Below are 16,176 nucleotides of genomic sequence, written 5' to 3'. Positions count from 1 at the left end.
CGCACGGACCCCCCAGGGGCCTCCGCCCGCTGTGACGTGACCGTGACCGGAGGAGTGGCTTCCGCCACAGACGGTCCGGTGCGGTGCTGATGAGGTGACCGCATGCGTGCCGTGCCCCTCTTCCCTCAAGCCCCGCTCCCGCTCGGACGGGGGTGACGGGCGTGCTGCTGGCGGGTTTAGGTCTCTCCGTGGTCTGCGCCGTCGGCGCGCTCGTCGCCGCGGTGGGGGTCGTCGCGATGGCGTTCCCCGGCCGGCCCGAGCCCTGGGCGGTGTATCTGCTGCGCCGCGCGGCGGCAGCGGCCGGGTGGGCGGCCGTGGCCGTCTACTCCCTGGGGCTCTCCGGCGTTCTGCTGTCGGAGCACGGGTTCAACAACGGCGCGGACTCGATTCCGGCCCCGGCCTGCCGCGACGGCTTCGACGCGGAGACGAGACAGGGCCTCTCCCACCACCGGTCCTCGTACCTGCCGCTCCGCTTCGACTGCGTCCGCGACGACGGCACCGTCTACTCCAGTGAGCCCGGCTACGTGTGGATGAACGGGGCGACCGCCTCCCTCGCCCTGGCCGCCGCCCTGCTCGTCATCGGCGCGGGCTACGCCACCGAGATCCGCGCCCGGAAGGCCGCGGCGGTGTCATGACGCTGCTCCCGGTCTTCGTCGGGCTCGTGGTCGGCTGGGTCGTGCTGCGCGGGCTGCCGGCGCATCCGCTGCTGCCGCTGTGGGTGCGGACCTCGGTGTTCTGGACGGTGCCGCTCGGTGCCGTCACCTGGGTCGTGATCATGGTGGCGGACGATCCCTTCCTGTTTCCGGAGACCGATCCCTGCCTCAGGGAGCCGATGGGGGAGGGCGTCCTCGGGCGCGGGAAGGGATCGGGAGTCTCCACCCCGTTTCCGCCGCGGGCCTCCTGCCAGTGGGAGGACGGCACCGTCCGCGACCTCACGCCTGAGGCCGAGTTCGTGTTCTGGGTCCTCTTCGCCCTGACGGTCGTACCGCTCGCAGCGGGACTGTGGCACGCCCTGCGGGATCCGAAGTCGTTCCTGCACCAGGGACAGGCGGCGGTACAGGACGGCCTCTTCGCCGGATGCCCCTGGCCCTCACCCGCGACCACGGACCCGAGTGGTCACCGGTCGTGGAACGGCGGCAGCACTTTCTGCTCCACCAGGCGGTCGAACCGTTGCAGCAGCCGCGTCTCGGTGTCGAGGGCGTCCGCGAATCCCGCCTGACGGATCTTCACGGTGGAGGTGATGTTGTCCGCCTCGTGGTGGAACAGGAAGTCCCCGACCGGCCAGGCGACGAGCTTCTCGTACGGTGTGGGGACCAGTCCGTGACGGTCGACGAGTCGTCGCCACACGTCCGCGCGGGTCGGCATCGCCTCGGTGAGCGACATCTGCTGGGGCGGGGCGTAGTCCATGCCGAAGTGCTCGGCGAACCGCGGCCAGAGGCCGGACCAGCGGAACTGGTCGCCGTTGGTCACGTTGAAGACCTGACCGGCGGCGCTGTCGGCTGAGCCCGCCCACACGGTCGCCCGGGCGAGCAGCTCGGCGTCGGTGGTCTGGTACAGCACGTCGTAGGCGGCGCGGGTGCCGGGGAACCGCATCGGCAGGCCGAGTTCCTTGCAGATCGCGGCGTAGACCCCGATGACGAGCAGGAGGTTCATCGGGTTTCCGGTCGCGTAGCCGGTCACTCCCTCGGGACGCAGCGCGGTGAACGTGAAACCGCGTTCGGCGGCGGCCTGCCGCAGGAGGTCCTCCTGGGTGGAGTAGAAGTGCGGGGCGACGAGCCGCGGGTCGCTCTCCTTCGCCGGCGTCGTGAAGTACCCGAGGTGGTGGCCGTAGGCCTTGCCGCCCTGGTAGAGCGTGACGTGGCGGAGCGGCGCGCCGGCGGCTCGCAGCGCGTCGAGGGTGTTGCGCAGGAGCGCGTCGTTGACCTCGATGAGTTCGGCGTCGGTCGGCTTCTCGACGTAGGCGGCGAAGACGAGGTGCGTGACGTCGCGGAGGCCGGCGAGGCCGCTCGTCGCGCTCTCGGGGTCGAGCAGGTCGACGCTGTGGTGCTGCCAGGGCACGTCGTCGAGGGCACGGCGGCTCACGCCGTGGACGGTCCACCCCAGGCGGGTGTACTCGCGGGCGGCGTAGCTGCCGATGAGGCCGCCGTCTCCGGCGACCAGGACGGTGCCACCGTTCACGGGCAGGTCGGTCAGTCCGAGTCCTGGCGTGGTGGGGGTGGGGGGCATGGTCATGGGCGGGATCTCCGTTCGTGGGGGGAGGGCCGCGGTCCGGCCGGACGGATCTCGAAGCGGCCGGGCCGGCCGGGGAGCGACCCGGTGGGCGGCGGCGCTCAGGCGAAGGGCTGCGACACGGCGTCGAGAGCGGCGAGGTCGGCCTCGGTGAGCCGCAGCGACGGCGCGGCCAGGAGAGCCGGAAGCTGCTCGACGGTGCGGGCCGAGGCGATGGGCGCGGTGACGCCCTTCGCGAGCAGCCACGCGAGGGCGACCGTGGCCGGCTCGGCGGCGTGCGCCTCGGCGACGCGGACGACCTCGGCGACGACCTTCAGGCCGGGTTCGGAGACGTAACCGTGGGCCTGGCCCTGGCGGGCCCGGCCCTCGAGGTCGGCGAGGGAACGGTACTTGCCGGTCAGGAAGCCCGCGGCCAGGGAGAAGTAGGGGAAGACGGCGGCGTCGAACCGCTCGGCGACCGGACGGTAGCCCTGCTCGTGGTCCTTGCGGAAGACGAGGTTGTACTGCGGCTGGATCGCCACCGGCACGGCGAGGTTCTCCGCGGTCGCGTGCTCGAACCAGCGGAGCATGCGCTCGGGCGTGTGGTTGGAGAGCGCGATGTGACGGACCTTGCCGGAGCGGACGAGCGCGTCGTAGGTCGCGGCCTGGTCCTCGATCGCCACGTTCTCGTCGTCCTGGTGGGAGTAGAAGAGGTCGACGTGGTCGGTGCGCAGGCGCTTCAGGGAGGCGTCGAGCGCCCGGGTGACGGTGCCGCGGTCCTGCTTGTCGAACGGCGGGAGCATGCCGACCTTGGTGGCGACGACGACGTCGTCGCGGTTGCCGCGTGCGGCCATCCAGTCACCCAGGATCGTCTCGGACTCGCCGCCGGTGTGGCCCTCCGCCCAGACCGAGTAGACGTCGGCCGTGTCGACGAGTGTGCCGCCGGCCCGGACGTAGGCGTCGAGCACGGCGAACGACTCCTCACGGCCGGAGGTCCAGCCGAAGGTGTTGCCGCCGAGGACGAGCGGAACCGAGGTGAAATCGGTGCGCGGGACGGAGACGAGATCGGTCTGGACGCCGGCTGTCACGTGGAGCTCCTTGCTGTGGTGCGTGTCGTGCTGTCCCCGAGGGGGTTTCCCGCCCTCAGGTCACGGAATTATCACTTGCCTCGGAAAGTAACTGTATGAACCAATGACTTTCCGTGTCAAGTGACTGCTAGGGTGTCGGTCATGGAGTCCGAGCAGGAAGCGCGCTGGCTCGCGCCGGAGGAGTCCGAGGCGTGGCTCGCGCTCTGGACGATGACGGTGTGGCTGCCCGTGCGGCTGGACGCGCAGCTTCGCCAGGACTCTGCCCTGAGCCTCCCCGAGTACCACGCGCTCTCGCAGATCTCGATGGCGCCGGACCGGACGCTCCGGCTCAGCGAGCTCGCGGCCGTCGCGAACATGACGCTGTCCCACCTGTCGCGTGTCGTGTCGCGCCTGGAGAAGGCCGGCTGGGTGCGGCGCGTCACGGACCCCACCGACGGCCGGTACACCCTCGCCAGGCTGACCGACGAGGGATGGCACAAGGTCGCCGCCGCGGCACCCGAGCACGTCGACGCCGTGCGCCGCTACGTGTTCGACAGGCTCACGCCCGAGCAGCGGCAGGCCCTGGGCGAGGCGGCGGCCCACATCGTCGAGGCTCTCGACCCACCGGGATTCGCGCGAGCCTGACCGGCCGCGAGAGACAGAGGAGAGATCACCGTGCGGACCATGCGGATCGCCGTCGCCGGAGCGACCGGGAACATCGGGGCCCTCACCGTCGCCGCCCTGGAACAGGCCGGACACCACGTCGTGCGCATCAGCCGCTCCCTCGGCGTGGACCTGACCACCGGCGACGGCCTCGACGCCGCCCTGACCGGAGTCGAGGCCGTCGTGGACGCCACCAACTGCACGGCGACCGACCGGGACGAAGCGGTGGCGTACTTCGGCACCACCACCCGGGCGCTGCTCGCCGCCGGGGAACGGGCCGGTGTCCGCCACCACGTGCTGCTCTCGATCGTTGCCCTCGACCGTGTCGAAGGCAACGCGCACTACGCCGGCAAGCGCGAGCAGGAGCGTCTCGTGACCGAGGGGCCGGTGCCGTGGACGATCGTCCCGGCCACCCAGTTCCACGACTTCGCCGCGATGGTGACGAGCTGGACCGAGCGGGACGGCACCGCCACCGTCGCGCCCCTGCTCATCCAGCCGATCGCGCCCGCGGACGTGGCCGACATCCTCGCCGAGATCGCCACGGGCGCACCGCAGGGGCGTTACCGCGAGGTCGCTGGTCCCGAGCCGCAGGACCTGGTGGACATGGCCCGGCGCACCAACGACGCGCGCGGCCGTACGGTCAAGCTCGTACCGACGTGGTCGGCACTGTTCGGCCCGGCGATGGCCGGTGAGGTGCTGCTGCCCCGTGCGGGCGCCCGCCTCGCGCCGACCACCTTCGACGAGTGGCTCGCACAGCAGCGATAGCGTCCCCTTCCACAGCTTCCCCCTTCCACAGCGCCCCGCGCCGCTGCGGTCGCGGCAGCGGGCCACGACCACCCCGGGACCTCCACCGACGCCGCACCCGGCGGTGACGCCGTTCGGTGCCGCAGGTGGCGCAGACCTGGGGCCCGGGTCGATGAGGCCCCAGAGGGTCCAGCCGCCGACCTTCCAGCCGGGAGCGACGGACAACTCGTTCCGGTGGAACCGCTCCGGGGCGTCCTCGTGGGAGCCGGGCACAGTGGTGCTCTGGGCCACCTGCTTCTTCGAGGGGTAGGAGCGCATCCGCTCCAGTCGCCGGCGCCAGGTGCGCTCGGGCACGTGGCCGCCGTGCGCCGCCGTCGACTAGCGGCGCAGGATGCGGCCCTCGCGCTCGGTCCGCTCCCTGCGCAGGGCCTTGGAGGAGGGGCCATCACCAGCCAGGCGATGACCGTCACCGGCAGGAGGGCGGCGCGGAGGGCTGACCGGGCGCCGGGTCAGCTGCCGCAGGCGCAGCCGGTGGCGGCCTTGGCCTCGGCCGGGGTCCGCGCCGGGTCGGCAGCCTGTTCGTCGGGGGTGCAGCAGGCGGTGGTGCCGCAGCAGGCCTCGGGGGTGGACGCGGCGCTCTTGCCGAGGCTGTCGGCGTCGGCCTTGACGACGTAGACCTCCCACGGCTCCTTGCCGGGACCGGTGACCCACACCTTGTCCTGCAGGGCGTAGCAGCAGGAGGTGTCGTTCTCCTCGAAGGTCGCCAGGCCCGTCTCCTTGAGCCGGGTGGTGGCCGCGGTGACCTCCTCGGTGGAGGCGACCTCGACGCCGAGGTGGTCCAGGCGGGTGTCCTCCCCCGTCTCGCCCTCGATGAGGACCAGCTTCAGCGGGGGCTCGGCGATGGCGAAGTTGGCGTAGCCCTCGCGGCGCTTGGCGGGCTCGGCGCCGAACAGCTTGGAGTAGAAGGCGATCGAGGCTTCGAGGTCGGCGACACGCAGGGCGAGCTGAATGCGGGACATGACGGTCTCCCATCCGCAACTACTTTGTTTCGACGTCTGTCGATGCAGTTGAGGTTGCCACTCGATTAGATGACTGTCAACATAGAGGTATGTCGAAACAAGCTGGTCTGCCGGTGCTCGGACAGGACGATGCGGCGTGCTGTGCGCCGATGGTCCGCGAGCCGCTGGGCGAACAGGACGCGACCGAGCTGTCGCGGATGTTCAAGGCGCTGTCGGACCCGATCCGGCTGCGGCTGCTGTCGCTGATCGCCTCCCACGAGGGCGGCGAGGCGTGCGTGTGTGACCTCACCGGCCCGTTCGACGTCTCCCAGCCGACCATCTCCCACCACCTGAAGGTGCTGCGGGAGGCCGGGCTGGTCGGCTCCGAGCGGCGCGGCACCTGGGTGTACTACTGGGTGCTGCCCGCGGCCCTGGCGAAGCTGTCCGCCCTGCTCGAGACCCCCTCCGTGCCCGCGCAGGCCCCCGCGTGACCGGCCCGGCACCGCTGGCGAGGCGGGCGGTCGTCGAGGGGCTCGGCACGGCCGGGCTGGTCGCGGTGGTGGTCGGCTCCGGCATCCAGGCCACCGAACTGACCCGCGACGTCGGGGTGCAGCTGCTGGCCAACTCCCTGGCCACCGTCCTCGGCCTCGGGGTGCTGATCGCCCTGCTCGGCCCGGTGTCCGGGGCGCACTTCAACCCGGCGGTCACCCTCGCCGCCTGGTTCACCGGCCGCCGCACCGGGCGCCGCAGCGGCGACGCCACCGGTCTGCGCGACCTCGCGGTGTACGTGCCCGCCCAGATCGCCGGTGCGATCGTCGGCGCGGTGCTGGCCGACGCCGTGTTCGGACAGCCGCTGGCGCACTTCTCCACCCGCGACCGGTTCGCCGGTCACCTGTGGCTGGGCGAGGTCGTGGCCACCGCCGGGCTGGTCTGGATCGTCTTCGGTCTGGCCCGCGCGGGCCGCGCGCACCTCGCACCGGTCGCGGTCGCCTCCTACATCGGGGCGGCGTACTGGTTCACCTCCTCCACCAGCTTCGCCAACCCGGCGGTGACCATCGGCCGCGCGTTCACCGACACCTTCGCCGGCATCGCCCCCACCTCCGTGGCCCCCTTCCTCGCCGCCCAGCTGGCCGGCACCGCCGTCGGCCTCGGCCTGGTCACCGCCTGCTTCGGCCGCCCGGCCCCCGGGAGCGAGGACGAGGCCGTCGTCCCCCACGCCGGGCAGCAGCCCGCAGCCCCCACCCGTTCCGCCGAAGAAAGCGCCCTGACCCGATGAGCACCCCCGCCGTCCCCGCCGCCCCCTCCGTGCTGTTCGTCTGCGTGCACAACGCCGGCCGCTCCCAGATGGCCGCCGCCTTCCTCACCCACCTCGGCGGTGACCGGGTCCAGGTCCGCTCGGCCGGATCCGCCCCCGCCGACGCCGTCAACCCCGCCGTGGTGGAGGCCATGAACGAGGCCGGCATCGACATCTCGGCCGAGACTCCCAAGGTCCTCACCGTGGCGGCGGTGCGGTCCTCGGACGTGGTGATCACCATGGGCTGCGGCGACGCCTGCCCGTACTTCCCCGGCAAGCGGTACCTGGACTGGCAGCTCGACGACCCGGCCGGCCAGGGCGTCGCGGCGATCCGGCCGATCCGTGACGAGATCGAGCGGCGCATCCGCGGCCTGCTCGCCGAACTGGGCATCGAGTCGGTGGCGTGACCGTCCCGCACATCGCGCCGATGGGGCCGGAACACGCCGAACAGGTCCTGGCGATCTACCAGTCGGGCATCGACGAGGGTAACGCCACCTTCGAGACCACCGCCCCGACCTGGGAGGCGTTCGACACCGCCAAGCTGCCCCGACACCGCCTGGTCGCCCTGGACGAGGGCGGCCGGGTGCTGGGCTGGGCCGCCGTGGTGCCGGTCTCCGACCGGTGCGCGTACGCCGGCGTCGTCGAGCACTCCGTCTACGCCCACCCCGACGCCCGTGGCCGCGGGGTCGGCCTGGCGCTCCTCGACGCGCTGCTGTCCTCCACCGACGCCGCGGGCATCTGGACGGTGCAGTCCGGCATCTTCCCGGAGAACACCGCCAGCCTGGCCCTGCACCGGCGGGCCGGGTTCCGCGTCATCGGCACCCGCGAGCGCATCGGCCGCCACCACGGCACGTGGCGCGACGTCGTCCTCGTCGAGCGCCGCAGCCCCACCGTGAACTGAGAGCGACGGCCGCGGAAGCTCCCGACGCGCGGTTCGAGGACAGGGCCAGGCAGGGGACGAACCCCGCCGGGTCGGTGATCGCGGTGCGGGGCAAGCGGTGCCAAGTCGGCGGACAGATATGGTGCGTGTCCCTGGGGCGGGCGGAAAGTGAGAATCACATGCCGTACAGGGGGCCTCTGTACCGGTGCCACCAGGAGCCGGTCGGTGAAGACCAGTTCGTACTTCGGCCCGGCCCTCGCCTCCGGCCGACGGACGACCTCACGTCGCTCATGGCGCCAGGACTCACAGCGCGCCACCCAGCGCGGGGCGAGTTCTGCGGCCCACTCGCCCAGATGGCGGCGCGACAGCCCGCAGAAGGCAGGAGGGGACACGGCCGCGCGGGCCTGCCTGTTCGTCACACACCGGACAACTGGCGCAGTTGTCTCTGTCCCCGCACGCACCGCCCGAGATCAATCGCAGGTCGGCCCGTTAGGGTCCGGGGCATGACGACACCCCTTGCCACCAGTGCCTTCGACTCGCTCCGCCTCGACGCCGTGCCGGACCGGGAGGCGCTGCGCCGGGCCTACGGACTCCCCAGCGACACGGCCGTGCGCAAGCAGATGACCGAACTCACCGAACAGACCCGGCGGTTGATCGGATGCTCATCGCTGGTCCTGGTCGCCAGCGCGGACGCCGAGGGCAACTGTGACGTCTCCCCGCGCGGCGGCCCCGCCGGGTTCGTCGCGGTCCTGGACGCACGGACGGTGGCGATACCGGACGCGACCGGCAACAAGCGCCTGGACACCCTGCAGAACGTCATCGCCACCGGGCGGGCCGGGCTGCTGTTCGTCATCCCGGGGCGCACCACGACGCTCAGGGTGAACGGCCGGGCCTGCGTCTCCACCCGCCCGGAGCTGCTGTCGCAGCTGACCGCCGTGGGCAAGCCGCCGGCCAGTGCGCTGGTGCTGGGGATCGAGGAGGTCTACCCGCACTGTCCCAAGTCGCTCCTGCGCAGCGGGGCCTGGAAGCCGGAGCAGTGGCTGCCGGCGGACGCCCAGCCGACCTCGGCCGAGGTGACGCTGGCCCAGCTGCGGGTGCCGGAGCTGACGATCGCCGACATCGAGCAGGCGGAGGCGGATTCGCTGAAGTACCGGTACGAGTAACGGGCCGACCAGCGGTTGTTGAACCACCAGCCCGCCGAACCCCCAGTGTCCGCGACGGACTTCGGCGGCCCTGCCGGTCGTGGAGCGGGTCGAGGCTCCGCTGTGGACGCGCTGGAGAGCCAGGGCGTCGTCGGGGACCAGATCTCGCAGAGTCACCATGGCGCGGCCGGTTCCCCGGTGGTGGGACGGGCGGCGGGGTCTGCGGACAGACAGGCGGTGAGAGTTTCCTCGAAGGCGGCGAACGGCCACGGCCGGACGTCACGGACGGCCGTGGTACTGCCCCTGGCGATGGCGCGCAGCTTTTCCGTCCGGCCGACGTCATCGGGGTGGGGGACGGGGCGGTGGCCGGTCCAGCACCAGAACAGGGAGGCGCCCAGGCCCCAGACGTCGGCGGCCGGATGCGCTTGGATGTGGGTGTCGGCGGGGGCGGTGAGGACCGTGGTGGCGGTCTCGGGGGCGGTGGTGTGGGTGAGGGCACCCTGGTTCTCCCGCGTAGAACTTGCCGAACATGACCCCGACCGGGCCCGTGCAGGTTCTTCAAGGCCCGGTGCGGCCATGAGTGTGAGTGGCTGTGACCAGCATGGCCGTACAACGCCTACTCGTCGAGCTCGGTGAAGAGAGTCAACTGGAGAGCGCCCGGTGCCTCGAGCCGGGAGTTCAGTGAGTTCCACGGGGTGCGCGTCGGCTCGGCGACCACCTGGGCTCCGGCGGCGGCCAGCTTCGACGTGGTGGCGACGGAGTCGTCGACCTGGAAGGCGACCCGAATGTGGCCGGCTACTCGTCGCCCGACCTCGACTTCGTCGATGAAGGCAGCGTGGTTCGGGTCAGTCAGCTCCAAGGTGGCCCGGCCGGCGTCGAGAATGGTGACCCGCCCGTCGGGGGAGGAGAACGCGCCGCGCTCGGTCAGGCCGAGGACATCGCGGTAGAAGTGAAGCGCCGCATCGTAGTCGGCAGCCGTGACCACCAAGCGGAGTTCGCGGACGGCAGGTTCGTCGGACATGTCGGCTCCTTGGGGATCGTGGGTACCGACTCATGAACCCGGCGATCGACCGGACCATTCCCTCTGGTGGGTGGGAATGTCGTGGTGTCGTGGGTTCTTCCGGGCGACGACTGCCGGCCTGTGGCGCGGCTCCGGTTCAGCCGCAGCGTGAACCGTTCACCGTCAGGGGTGGTCCTGCTGCGGTCATGTACTCACGGTGGTGTGCCGTGGCCTGGTGTGACCAGTGGTGACGCGCCGACGCGAACCCTTCGTACGCGGGGCCTGGCAGATGTGAACTTCCCGGTGTCACCGCATTGTCGAGGCCCTCGACCCACCGGGGTTCGCGCGGGCCTGACCGGCGGCCCGTCCGCGCGGCCTCCGAGGCGCTGCCCGGGGCGGCGGATGCGCTACGGCGTCCCGGTCAGGCGCAGGCGCAGGCGGGTGCGGGACGGGGCCGACGGGGGCGGGGCGGCGGTGATCTCGGCGAGCGAGGTCGCGGCGAGGCTGTGCCGCCAGGCTTCGTGGGCTTCGACCATCTTCTCGGCGAGGACGCAGGGCAGTTGCCCATGTCGGGTCGGTGCGGCCCTTGCCGAGGACCCGCCAGTTCTTCAGGTGGGCGAAGCCGTGCTCGACCGGCCCCCTCACGGCCGCCAGCGCCTTGTCGGACAGCTTCTGACCTCGCGTCAGGGGTCGGTTCCGGGCGGCTTTGTGGCCGGTGATCATCGCCGGGTCGGCGTCGGGATCATTGTCGTCGAGGCCGACGAATCCCAGGTCTGCGAGGGCCCCGAGTCCCGCCGCCCGCAGCTTGGCGGTGAGCTGGTGTCTTCGTCGCCGGTGTGAGCGGCGCAGCTGAGCACAGGACGCCTTCTTCAGCTTCCGTTCGCGGCCGAGCGCGGTGGCTGCCGTGCCTGGTTCCGGAACTGTGCGGGCGATGAGCCGACCACGCGGCGGAACGCGGTGCTGAACGCGCTCTCGGACAGGTAGCCCGTGGCCCGTGCGAGCTCGGAGATCGACAGAGTGTCGCGGGCGAGGGCATCGCGCGCGAGGCTCATGCGCCATTGGATCAGGTACTCCGACGGCGGGATCCCGACGTGGCTCTTGAAGGCATGGGCGAACGCGGAACGCGACATGTGGCTGATCTCGGCGAGCTCCTTGAGGCTCCAGGAGTGGGCCACGTCCGCGTGCACGGCACGCAGGGCGGCACCGATGCCGTCCTCGTTCAGGGCGCCCAGCCAGCCGGTGGGCCGGTCTGTCTGACCGGCGTGAGCACGCAGCATGTGCACGAGCAGGATCTGTGCGAGGTGGTTCTGCACCAGCGGGCCGCCGGCGGCGACGACCCCGACCTCGGTGGCCAGGAGATCGATCAGCTGCGCGAGCCGCCTGCCATGAGGATCGGCCACGCGGACGATCACGAGCGGCGGCAGAAGATCGGTCAGGAGGGCCGCGTTCCTGTCGTCGAACGCGATGTGCCCGACGCAGAGGTAGAGGTCCTCCTCGGACTCCGGGCCGATCCGCACGAACCCGTCTTCGGCACCCGCCCACACCGGCTCCGCAGGGCGCGGGCTCGCGTCGAGCGTGCTGGCCAGCACGTAAGGCGGCGGGTTGCCCAGCATGAAGGTGTCGCCCTCCTGCAGGAGCACCGGCTCGTGCCCTTCGAGGATCAACCAGCACGTGCCGCGCACGAGGCCGCCGATCCGCACGTGCAAGAACGTGTCGAAGCGCAGAGCCCACTCTCCCGCGGCCCGGAGATTGGGCCCGATCACCGTGCGGGGCCGGAGCAGGCCGATCGCGTCAGCCACTGGATCCCGAAATCCGAGCACCGACGACACCTCCTGGACGATACGTAAAGAATGCCGGACTCTGCATCATGGATAGTGTCCCCGATCTCCCGCAGTATCGATGTCGAACGGATCGGCATCGAGAGAGTGATGGAGACATTCACATGGGACAGCTGGAAGGCAAGACGTCGGTGGTCACCGGGGGCAGCACCGGTATCGGTCTGGCCACCGCCGTACGGCTGGCGGACGAGGGCGCGTACGTGTTCGTCACCGGCCGACGCGAGTCCGAGCTGGAGGCTGCCGTCAAGACCATCGGAGCAGACCGGGCCACCGCGGTCGTCGGCGACATCTCGAAGCCGGAGGACCTGGACCGGCTCTACGAGGCGGTCCGGGCACGAGGCAAGGGGTTGGACGTGCTCGTGGCGAACGCGGCGGTCGCGGCGTTCGTGACGCTGGAACAGACCACCGAGGAGCACTTCGACCAGACCTTCGGGGTCAACGTCCGAGGCACGCTGTTCACCGTGCAGAAGGCGTTGCCGCTGCTCAACGACGGAGCCTCGATCGTCCTGGTCGGTTCGACGGCCGGCGACCGTGGAGTAGAGGCGTTCGGCGCGTACGCGGCGTCGAAGGCGGCCGTCCGGTCCTTGGCGCGGACGTGGTCCAACGAGCTCAAGGGCCGTGGCATCCGGGTCAACGTGGTCTCGCCGGCGTGGATCGAGACTCCCGGGGGCACCGCCGCTTTCGGCGACGAGGAGACCGCCCGGGCCGTCAAGGAGAATGTCGCCGCGACCGTGGCCAAGGGCCGCATGGGTCAGCCTGAGGAGGCCGCCGCAGTCGTGGCCTTCCTGGCCTCGGAACAGAGCAGCTACGTCGTCGGTGCGAACATCTACGTCGACGGTGGCGCGAACCAGATCTGAGCAGACACCACACGGTGGGCGGCATCTGAAGCGTTCCAGGTTCTATGCCGCTATTTTTCTAGGAGCGTGCGGTGAACCGCCCGTCGCCTCGCTTGCGCAGCCGGCCGCGGTCGGCGAGCTTGGTCATCTTCGCGCGCAGCGGCTCCAGCCTGCCGCGCACCGTCACCTGAAGGCCCAGTTCCTCGCCCACCGCCCTTACCCGGACGGGGCCGTCGGCGGCCCGCACGATCGCCAGGATCTTGCGGTGGTCAGCGGGCAGCGCGGCCTCGTCGGGATTCTCGCTGCGGTGCGGGATCAGCAGGGCCGCCCGCCCCGCCACCCGGGCGGGAGTCGGGGCGACGGTCGCGGCGGTCTCCGCCGCGGCCCGGTCCTGCTCGGTCAGCCGGTGCAGGACCCGCTCGGCGATCAGCAGCTCCTCCCGCTCGGCCTGGACCTCCTGCAACTGCTTGGACAACTCCACGGCCAGCGTGTCCAGTTCACTCCGGCGAGCCGTGATCCGCTCCAGCTCCTGCATGCCCACGCCCTCCCCGCGACATCCCCCTGTACCGACCCGGTGACGGACAGTAAGAGCGGCACGGTCCTCGGCGCAGCAGAACCCGACAACGACTCCGGCCGGCATGTCAGACGATCTTCACCGTGGACACCCGCCGACGACCAGCATGAGTATCCCGCCCGCCCCTCACACCAGACCCGTGACCTGCGAACTTCACGTTGCACAGACCGCATGGGGGCGGTGGTGGACGAAACCGCGCTGAAGGAGGCATGGCAGGCCACCGAGAGGGCTTTGCGTTTCGCCATCGACTTCCTCAAGGGCGAGTGCTCCATCCCCCGGTCCGAGGTCCTCTCGTCGCCGAACGTCACGATCGTGCCCGCCCTGCTGTTGCACCACAGGGACGGCAAGCTGCGGCCTGGAGAGGCCCAGCTGCTGCGCCGTTGGGTGTACACGGCGATGGCGTTCAGCCACTACTCCCTGCAGGTGGAGGGCAGACTCGACGCGGAGGCCAGGCTCATCAAGTCCCGCGAAGGAGTGGACCTGTTTGCCGAGTTGCTCCGCCGAGCTTCCGGCCCCCGCTCTCTGGACAGCGCTCTGCACCCGAGGGACCTGGAGCAGAATTACTCCACGCATCCGTTCTTCAAGCTGCTCTACCTTTCGATGAGCTCCGCATCCGGGAACTGCGGGTCCCGAGCGCCCATGGTCGGCCCTCCTGCCACACGGTGCGCGCCCCACCTCAATCTGACGGCGCGGTGGAAAGTCTGCCCGACACATCATGGCAGAAACGGCTCAGGCAGCTCGTTGCTTCGATACACCCGCCTCCGCCAAGAAGGAACTCGGGTCGCCCGACCAGGACACGTACAGGCTGTCGCGGGCCCTCGTGCAGGCCACGAACAGCAGGCAGCGTTCGGACATCAGGTCCGTCTCGTGCTGCTTGGGGTCCAGCTCCGGCGGGGTGACCGCCTTCGCGAACGGCAGCGCCTCGTCATTGACGCCGATGACCGCGACACAGCGGAACTCCAGCCCCTTGAACGAGTGCATGGTCCCGATCCGTACGGCCGTCTCCTCGCCGCCCGCGGAGTCGCCGGAGGCGTTGCGCAGGGTCACCGCGGAGATGCCCGCGTCCTTCAGGTGCGCCACCGCCTTCGCGCACGTCTTGTTGAACCGTGCGCTCACCCCGATCTCCCCGGCGCCGACACCCGCGTCCAGCCACGCCCGCACCTGGGCGACGAGCGCGTCCAGTTCGGCCTCCTCGGTCGTCGAGGCGTGCACGGCGGGTCCGTCGCCGTGCAGGGCGGAGCGGTACCCGAGCAGGGTGTCGTTGCGGCCCTCGTCCTCCAGTTGGGCGATCGGCCGGCCGATGAGCAGGGAAGTGGACCAGCGCAGGATCTCCTGCGTACTGCGGTAGTTCTTGCGCAGCTTCACCGACCGCCCGGTCACCTTGATGCCGAGCGACTTCAGCGACACCCTCGAGTCGTAGATGCGCTGGTGCGGGTCGCCCGCGACGAACAGGTCGTCGGGGCGGGCGGGGACGGCCGCGCGCAGCAGGCGCCACTGCGCCGGGTGCAGGTCCTGCGCCTCGTCGACCACCACGTGCCGGTACTGCGGTCCCTTCGCCTCCAGCAGCCGCGCCGCCTCCGCGCACGTCTGCAGCCAGGTGCGGCAGCCGTCCGCGGCGAGGCCGGCCGTGAACCGTTCCACCGTCTCCCACACCAGCGGCCGTTCGGCCGCCGTCAGCCGGCTGCCGCGTCCCCGCCGGTCCGCCGCCTCGTACTCGGCCAGGGTGCCGACGCCCTGGGCCAGGACGACGTGCCGGTACTCCTGCGCGAGGAACTGCGCGCTGCCGGTGAAGCCCGTCGCCTTGGCGGCCTTGCCCCAGCGGCTCACCTCCTCGTTGCTCATCAGCGGTCGCAGGGGCACCGCGTCCGGCGCCTCCGCGACGACACGGCCGGCGAAGCCGTCCACCGTCGAGATGTCCACGCGCTCGCGCAGCTCCGGGTCGTCCACCAGGGATTCCAGGCCCGAACGGAGGGCGTTGGCAAGGGCGTTGGTGTACGTCGTGAGCAGGATGAGGTCGCCGTCGCGCAGGTGCCCGAGCAGGTGCTTGACCCGGTGCAGCGCGACCACGGTCTTGCCGGTGCCCGGCCCGCCGGTGACCTGCGCGGGCCCCGAGTACGACGCCCGGTAGGCCACCTTCCGCTGCGAGGGGTGCAGGAACACCCGCCAAGCCGCGAAGGGCTTCTCGAGGATGTCCCGCAGCTCCTCGGGCGCCGTCACCAGCGCGATACGGGCCCGGGTGTGCTGGATCGCCGTCTCGTAGTCCCGGGTGTCCACCGGCTGCGTGGACGCCTGCAGGGCGGGTGCCACGATGTCCTGCCAGACCTCCTCCACCGTGCAGCCCGCGGCGAGGTACTGAAGCACCTCCCGCTGGTCCTGCGGCAGCAGCGGCGCGAACACGTCCAACTGCTCCTGGTCGACCAGCGACCGGGCCTGCCGCAGCGTCTCGGCGTCGATGCCGAGCGCGCTCAGGTCCCCGTCGGAGAACTTCTCGAACAGCCGCGCCTTCGGCGAGGCCTCGGCCACCCGCTCGTACGCGGGCGTGATCTCGTCCAGGGTGGCCGCGTCCCGGATCTCGACGGCCCGCGTCACCTCGTTGATGCTGGACTTCTGCTTCATGGCCCAGGCGATGGCCTTGTCGTGCTGCATGACCCGCAGCAGGACGAAGGTGTCCCCGGACGGCGGCGCGAGCACCACCCCGCGCCAGAACTGGTCGATACGGATCGTCCGGATCTGCTTGTCCTTCGCCTTCGTCAGGCTCTCCAGTTTCAACCCCTGGTCCTTGAACAGCTGGTCGAGGGTGAGCCGGTCGAACTTCTCCCAGGCGTCCAGCACGCCCTTCCTGACCGGCGGCTGGAGCTTGGGGAGTTCGGCGAAGAAGCCGATGTCGAAGGCGAGTCGCGGCATGCGTGGATCCTAGTGTCCGTGCGGGCGG

The 16,176-nt window shown here is 71.1% G+C and carries 20 protein-coding genes; 11 read left to right on the top strand and 9 right to left on the bottom strand.

Annotated elements, in window-relative coordinates; all coding sequences use genetic code 11:
• Positions 1–161 precede the first annotated feature (161 nt).
• Positions 162–635: a hypothetical protein gene (locus PYS65_RS04485; protein WP_279332453.1), complete on the top strand. Its 474-nt coding sequence runs from the start codon at positions 162–164 to the stop codon at positions 633–635.
• The gene (locus PYS65_RS04480) at positions 632–1,219 is read left to right on the top strand and encodes a hypothetical protein (protein WP_279332452.1); all 588 of its coding nucleotides are present in this window, start codon (positions 632–634) and stop codon (positions 1,217–1,219) included. The genes PYS65_RS04485 and PYS65_RS04480 overlap by 4 nt, the downstream gene beginning before the upstream one ends.
• Here the strand turns inward: PYS65_RS04480 and PYS65_RS04475 are convergent.
• Entirely contained in the window at positions 1,117–2,232 is a 1,116-nt protein-coding gene (locus PYS65_RS04475) for an SDR family oxidoreductase (protein WP_279332451.1), read from the bottom strand. The two genes, PYS65_RS04480 and PYS65_RS04475, sit on opposite strands and share 103 nt — an antisense overlap.
• A 98-nt stretch (positions 2,233–2,330) precedes the next feature.
• Positions 2,331–3,296 carry an aldo/keto reductase gene (locus PYS65_RS04470; protein WP_279332450.1) on the bottom strand — a complete coding sequence of 322 codons (966 nt, stop codon included), beginning with the start codon at positions 3,294–3,296 and terminating at the stop codon, positions 2,331–2,333.
• A gap of 141 nt (positions 3,297–3,437) precedes the next feature.
• Here PYS65_RS04470 and PYS65_RS04465 point away from each other — a divergent pair, with 141 nt between their 5' ends.
• Positions 3,438–3,920: a MarR family winged helix-turn-helix transcriptional regulator gene (locus PYS65_RS04465; protein WP_279332449.1), complete on the top strand. Its 483-nt coding sequence runs from the start codon at positions 3,438–3,440 to the stop codon at positions 3,918–3,920.
• A gap of 39 nt (positions 3,921–3,959) precedes the next feature.
• Positions 3,960–4,703, top strand: a complete 744-nt coding sequence (locus tag PYS65_RS04460; RefSeq protein ID WP_279337852.1) for an SDR family oxidoreductase — start codon at positions 3,960–3,962, stop codon at positions 4,701–4,703.
• A gap of 488 nt (positions 4,704–5,191) precedes the next feature.
• On the opposite strand, the gene PYS65_RS04455 is transcribed toward PYS65_RS04460, so the two are convergent.
• Positions 5,192–5,701, bottom strand: a complete 510-nt coding sequence (locus tag PYS65_RS04455; protein WP_279332448.1) for an ArsI/CadI family heavy metal resistance metalloenzyme — start codon at positions 5,699–5,701, stop codon at positions 5,192–5,194.
• Between the two features lie 89 nt (positions 5,702–5,790).
• Here PYS65_RS04455 and PYS65_RS04450 point away from each other — a divergent pair, with 89 nt between their 5' ends.
• The 5 genes from PYS65_RS04450 to PYS65_RS04430 all read left to right on the top strand — a co-directional run bounded on the left by PYS65_RS04450 (position 5,791) and on the right by PYS65_RS04430 (position 9,017).
• The gene (locus tag PYS65_RS04450; RefSeq protein ID WP_279332447.1) at positions 5,791–6,171 is read left to right on the top strand and encodes an ArsR/SmtB family transcription factor; all 381 of its coding nucleotides are present in this window, start codon (positions 5,791–5,793) and stop codon (positions 6,169–6,171) included.
• Positions 6,168–6,956, top strand: coding sequence for an aquaporin (locus tag PYS65_RS04445; RefSeq protein ID WP_279332446.1), 789 nt, complete (start codon positions 6,168–6,170; stop codon positions 6,954–6,956). The genes PYS65_RS04450 and PYS65_RS04445 overlap by 4 nt, the downstream gene beginning before the upstream one ends.
• Entirely contained in the window at positions 6,953–7,381 is a 429-nt protein-coding gene (locus tag PYS65_RS04440; RefSeq protein WP_279332445.1) for an arsenate reductase ArsC, read from the top strand. Before PYS65_RS04445 ends, PYS65_RS04440 begins: the two co-directional genes overlap by 4 nt.
• 20 nt (positions 7,382–7,401) lie before the next feature.
• Positions 7,402–7,875 (top strand): GNAT family N-acetyltransferase, encoded by a 474-nt coding sequence (locus PYS65_RS04435; RefSeq protein WP_279337851.1) that lies wholly within the window; start codon positions 7,402–7,404, stop codon positions 7,873–7,875.
• A gap of 482 nt (positions 7,876–8,357) precedes the next feature.
• Positions 8,358–9,017 carry an MSMEG_1061 family FMN-dependent PPOX-type flavoprotein gene (locus PYS65_RS04430; RefSeq protein ID WP_279332444.1) on the top strand — a complete coding sequence of 220 codons (660 nt, stop codon included), beginning with the start codon at positions 8,358–8,360 and terminating at the stop codon, positions 9,015–9,017.
• A 152-nt stretch (positions 9,018–9,169) separates the two neighbouring features.
• Here PYS65_RS04430 and PYS65_RS04425 read toward each other — a convergent pair whose 3' ends face one another.
• The 3 genes from PYS65_RS04425 to PYS65_RS04415 all read right to left on the bottom strand — a co-directional run bounded on the left by PYS65_RS04425 (position 9,170) and on the right by PYS65_RS04415 (position 10,532).
• Positions 9,170–9,574 (bottom strand): protein kinase family protein, encoded by a 405-nt coding sequence (locus PYS65_RS04425; protein ID WP_279332443.1) that lies wholly within the window; start codon positions 9,572–9,574, stop codon positions 9,170–9,172.
• A 38-nt stretch (positions 9,575–9,612) separates the two neighbouring features.
• The gene (locus tag PYS65_RS04420) at positions 9,613–10,017 is read right to left on the bottom strand and encodes a VOC family protein (protein ID WP_279332442.1); all 405 of its coding nucleotides are present in this window, start codon (positions 10,015–10,017) and stop codon (positions 9,613–9,615) included.
• 386 nt (positions 10,018–10,403) lie between these two features.
• On the bottom strand, positions 10,404–10,532 hold the full coding sequence (locus tag PYS65_RS04415) for a hypothetical protein (protein WP_279332441.1): 129 nt from the start codon (positions 10,530–10,532) through the stop codon (positions 10,404–10,406).
• A gap of 76 nt (positions 10,533–10,608) precedes the next feature.
• Between PYS65_RS04415 and PYS65_RS04410 the strand changes: the two genes are divergently transcribed.
• A complete protein-coding gene (locus tag PYS65_RS04410) occupies positions 10,609–10,836 on the top strand; it encodes a hypothetical protein (protein WP_279332440.1) in 228 nt (75 codons plus the stop codon).
• Positions 10,837–10,865: 29 nt separating this feature from the next.
• On the opposite strand, the gene PYS65_RS04405 is transcribed toward PYS65_RS04410, so the two are convergent.
• Positions 10,866–11,825 (bottom strand): AraC family transcriptional regulator, encoded by a 960-nt coding sequence (locus PYS65_RS04405; protein WP_279332439.1) that lies wholly within the window; start codon positions 11,823–11,825, stop codon positions 10,866–10,868.
• Between the two features lie 113 nt (positions 11,826–11,938).
• Here PYS65_RS04405 and PYS65_RS04400 point away from each other — a divergent pair, with 113 nt between their 5' ends.
• Positions 11,939–12,691, top strand: a complete 753-nt coding sequence (locus PYS65_RS04400; RefSeq protein WP_279332438.1) for an SDR family NAD(P)-dependent oxidoreductase — start codon at positions 11,939–11,941, stop codon at positions 12,689–12,691.
• A 58-nt stretch (positions 12,692–12,749) separates the two neighbouring features.
• Here PYS65_RS04400 and PYS65_RS04395 read toward each other — a convergent pair whose 3' ends face one another.
• Together PYS65_RS04395 and PYS65_RS04390 are read right to left on the bottom strand one after the other, a co-directional pair.
• Positions 12,750–13,205 carry a hypothetical protein gene (locus tag PYS65_RS04395; RefSeq protein WP_279332437.1) on the bottom strand — a complete coding sequence of 152 codons (456 nt, stop codon included), beginning with the start codon at positions 13,203–13,205 and terminating at the stop codon, positions 12,750–12,752.
• A 768-nt stretch (positions 13,206–13,973) separates the two neighbouring features.
• A complete protein-coding gene (locus tag PYS65_RS04390) occupies positions 13,974–16,148 on the bottom strand; it encodes a UvrD-helicase domain-containing protein (protein ID WP_279332436.1) in 2,175 nt (724 codons plus the stop codon).
• Positions 16,149–16,176: the final 28 nt, after the last annotated feature.

This window comes from Streptomyces cathayae (assembly GCF_029760955.1).
Classification (GTDB): domain Bacteria; phylum Actinomycetota; class Actinomycetes; order Streptomycetales; family Streptomycetaceae; genus Streptomyces; species Streptomyces cathayae.
Note: the sequence above shows the minus strand (reverse complement) of the source record. Positions and strands in the feature narration are given on the sequence as shown.

Bases quoted from the DNA above. Each gene is read 5' to 3' on its own strand.
- PYS65_RS04480 (WP_279332452.1), top strand. From the start codon at position 632: ATGACGCTGCTCCCGGTCTTCGTCGGGCTCGTGGTCGGCTGGGTCGTG.
- PYS65_RS04475 (WP_279332451.1), bottom strand. From the start codon at position 2,232: ATGACCATGCCCCCCACCCCCACCACGCCAGGACTCGGACTGACCGAC.
- PYS65_RS04465 (WP_279332449.1), top strand. From the start codon at position 3,438: ATGGAGTCCGAGCAGGAAGCGCGCTGGCTCGCGCCGGAGGAGTCCGAG.
- PYS65_RS04460 (WP_279337852.1), top strand. From the start codon at position 3,960: ATGCGGATCGCCGTCGCCGGAGCGACCGGGAACATCGGGGCCCTCACC.
- PYS65_RS04455 (WP_279332448.1), bottom strand. From the start codon at position 5,701: ATGTCCCGCATTCAGCTCGCCCTGCGTGTCGCCGACCTCGAAGCCTCG.
- PYS65_RS04450 (WP_279332447.1), top strand. From the start codon at position 5,791: ATGTCGAAACAAGCTGGTCTGCCGGTGCTCGGACAGGACGATGCGGCG.
- PYS65_RS04440 (WP_279332445.1), top strand. From the start codon at position 6,953: ATGAGCACCCCCGCCGTCCCCGCCGCCCCCTCCGTGCTGTTCGTCTGC.
- PYS65_RS04435 (WP_279337851.1), top strand. From the start codon at position 7,402: ATGGGGCCGGAACACGCCGAACAGGTCCTGGCGATCTACCAGTCGGGC.
- PYS65_RS04430 (WP_279332444.1), top strand. From the start codon at position 8,358: ATGACGACACCCCTTGCCACCAGTGCCTTCGACTCGCTCCGCCTCGAC.
- PYS65_RS04425 (WP_279332443.1), bottom strand. From the start codon at position 9,574: ATGGCCGCACCGGGCCTTGAAGAACCTGCACGGGCCCGGTCGGGGTCA.
- PYS65_RS04420 (WP_279332442.1), bottom strand. From the start codon at position 10,017: ATGTCCGACGAACCTGCCGTCCGCGAACTCCGCTTGGTGGTCACGGCT.
- PYS65_RS04415 (WP_279332441.1), bottom strand. From the start codon at position 10,532: ATGGTCGAAGCCCACGAAGCCTGGCGGCACAGCCTCGCCGCGACCTCG.
- PYS65_RS04400 (WP_279332438.1), top strand. From the start codon at position 11,939: ATGGGACAGCTGGAAGGCAAGACGTCGGTGGTCACCGGGGGCAGCACC.
- PYS65_RS04395 (WP_279332437.1), bottom strand. From the start codon at position 13,205: ATGCAGGAGCTGGAGCGGATCACGGCTCGCCGGAGTGAACTGGACACG.
- PYS65_RS04390 (WP_279332436.1), bottom strand. From the start codon at position 16,148: ATGCCGCGACTCGCCTTCGACATCGGCTTCTTCGCCGAACTCCCCAAG.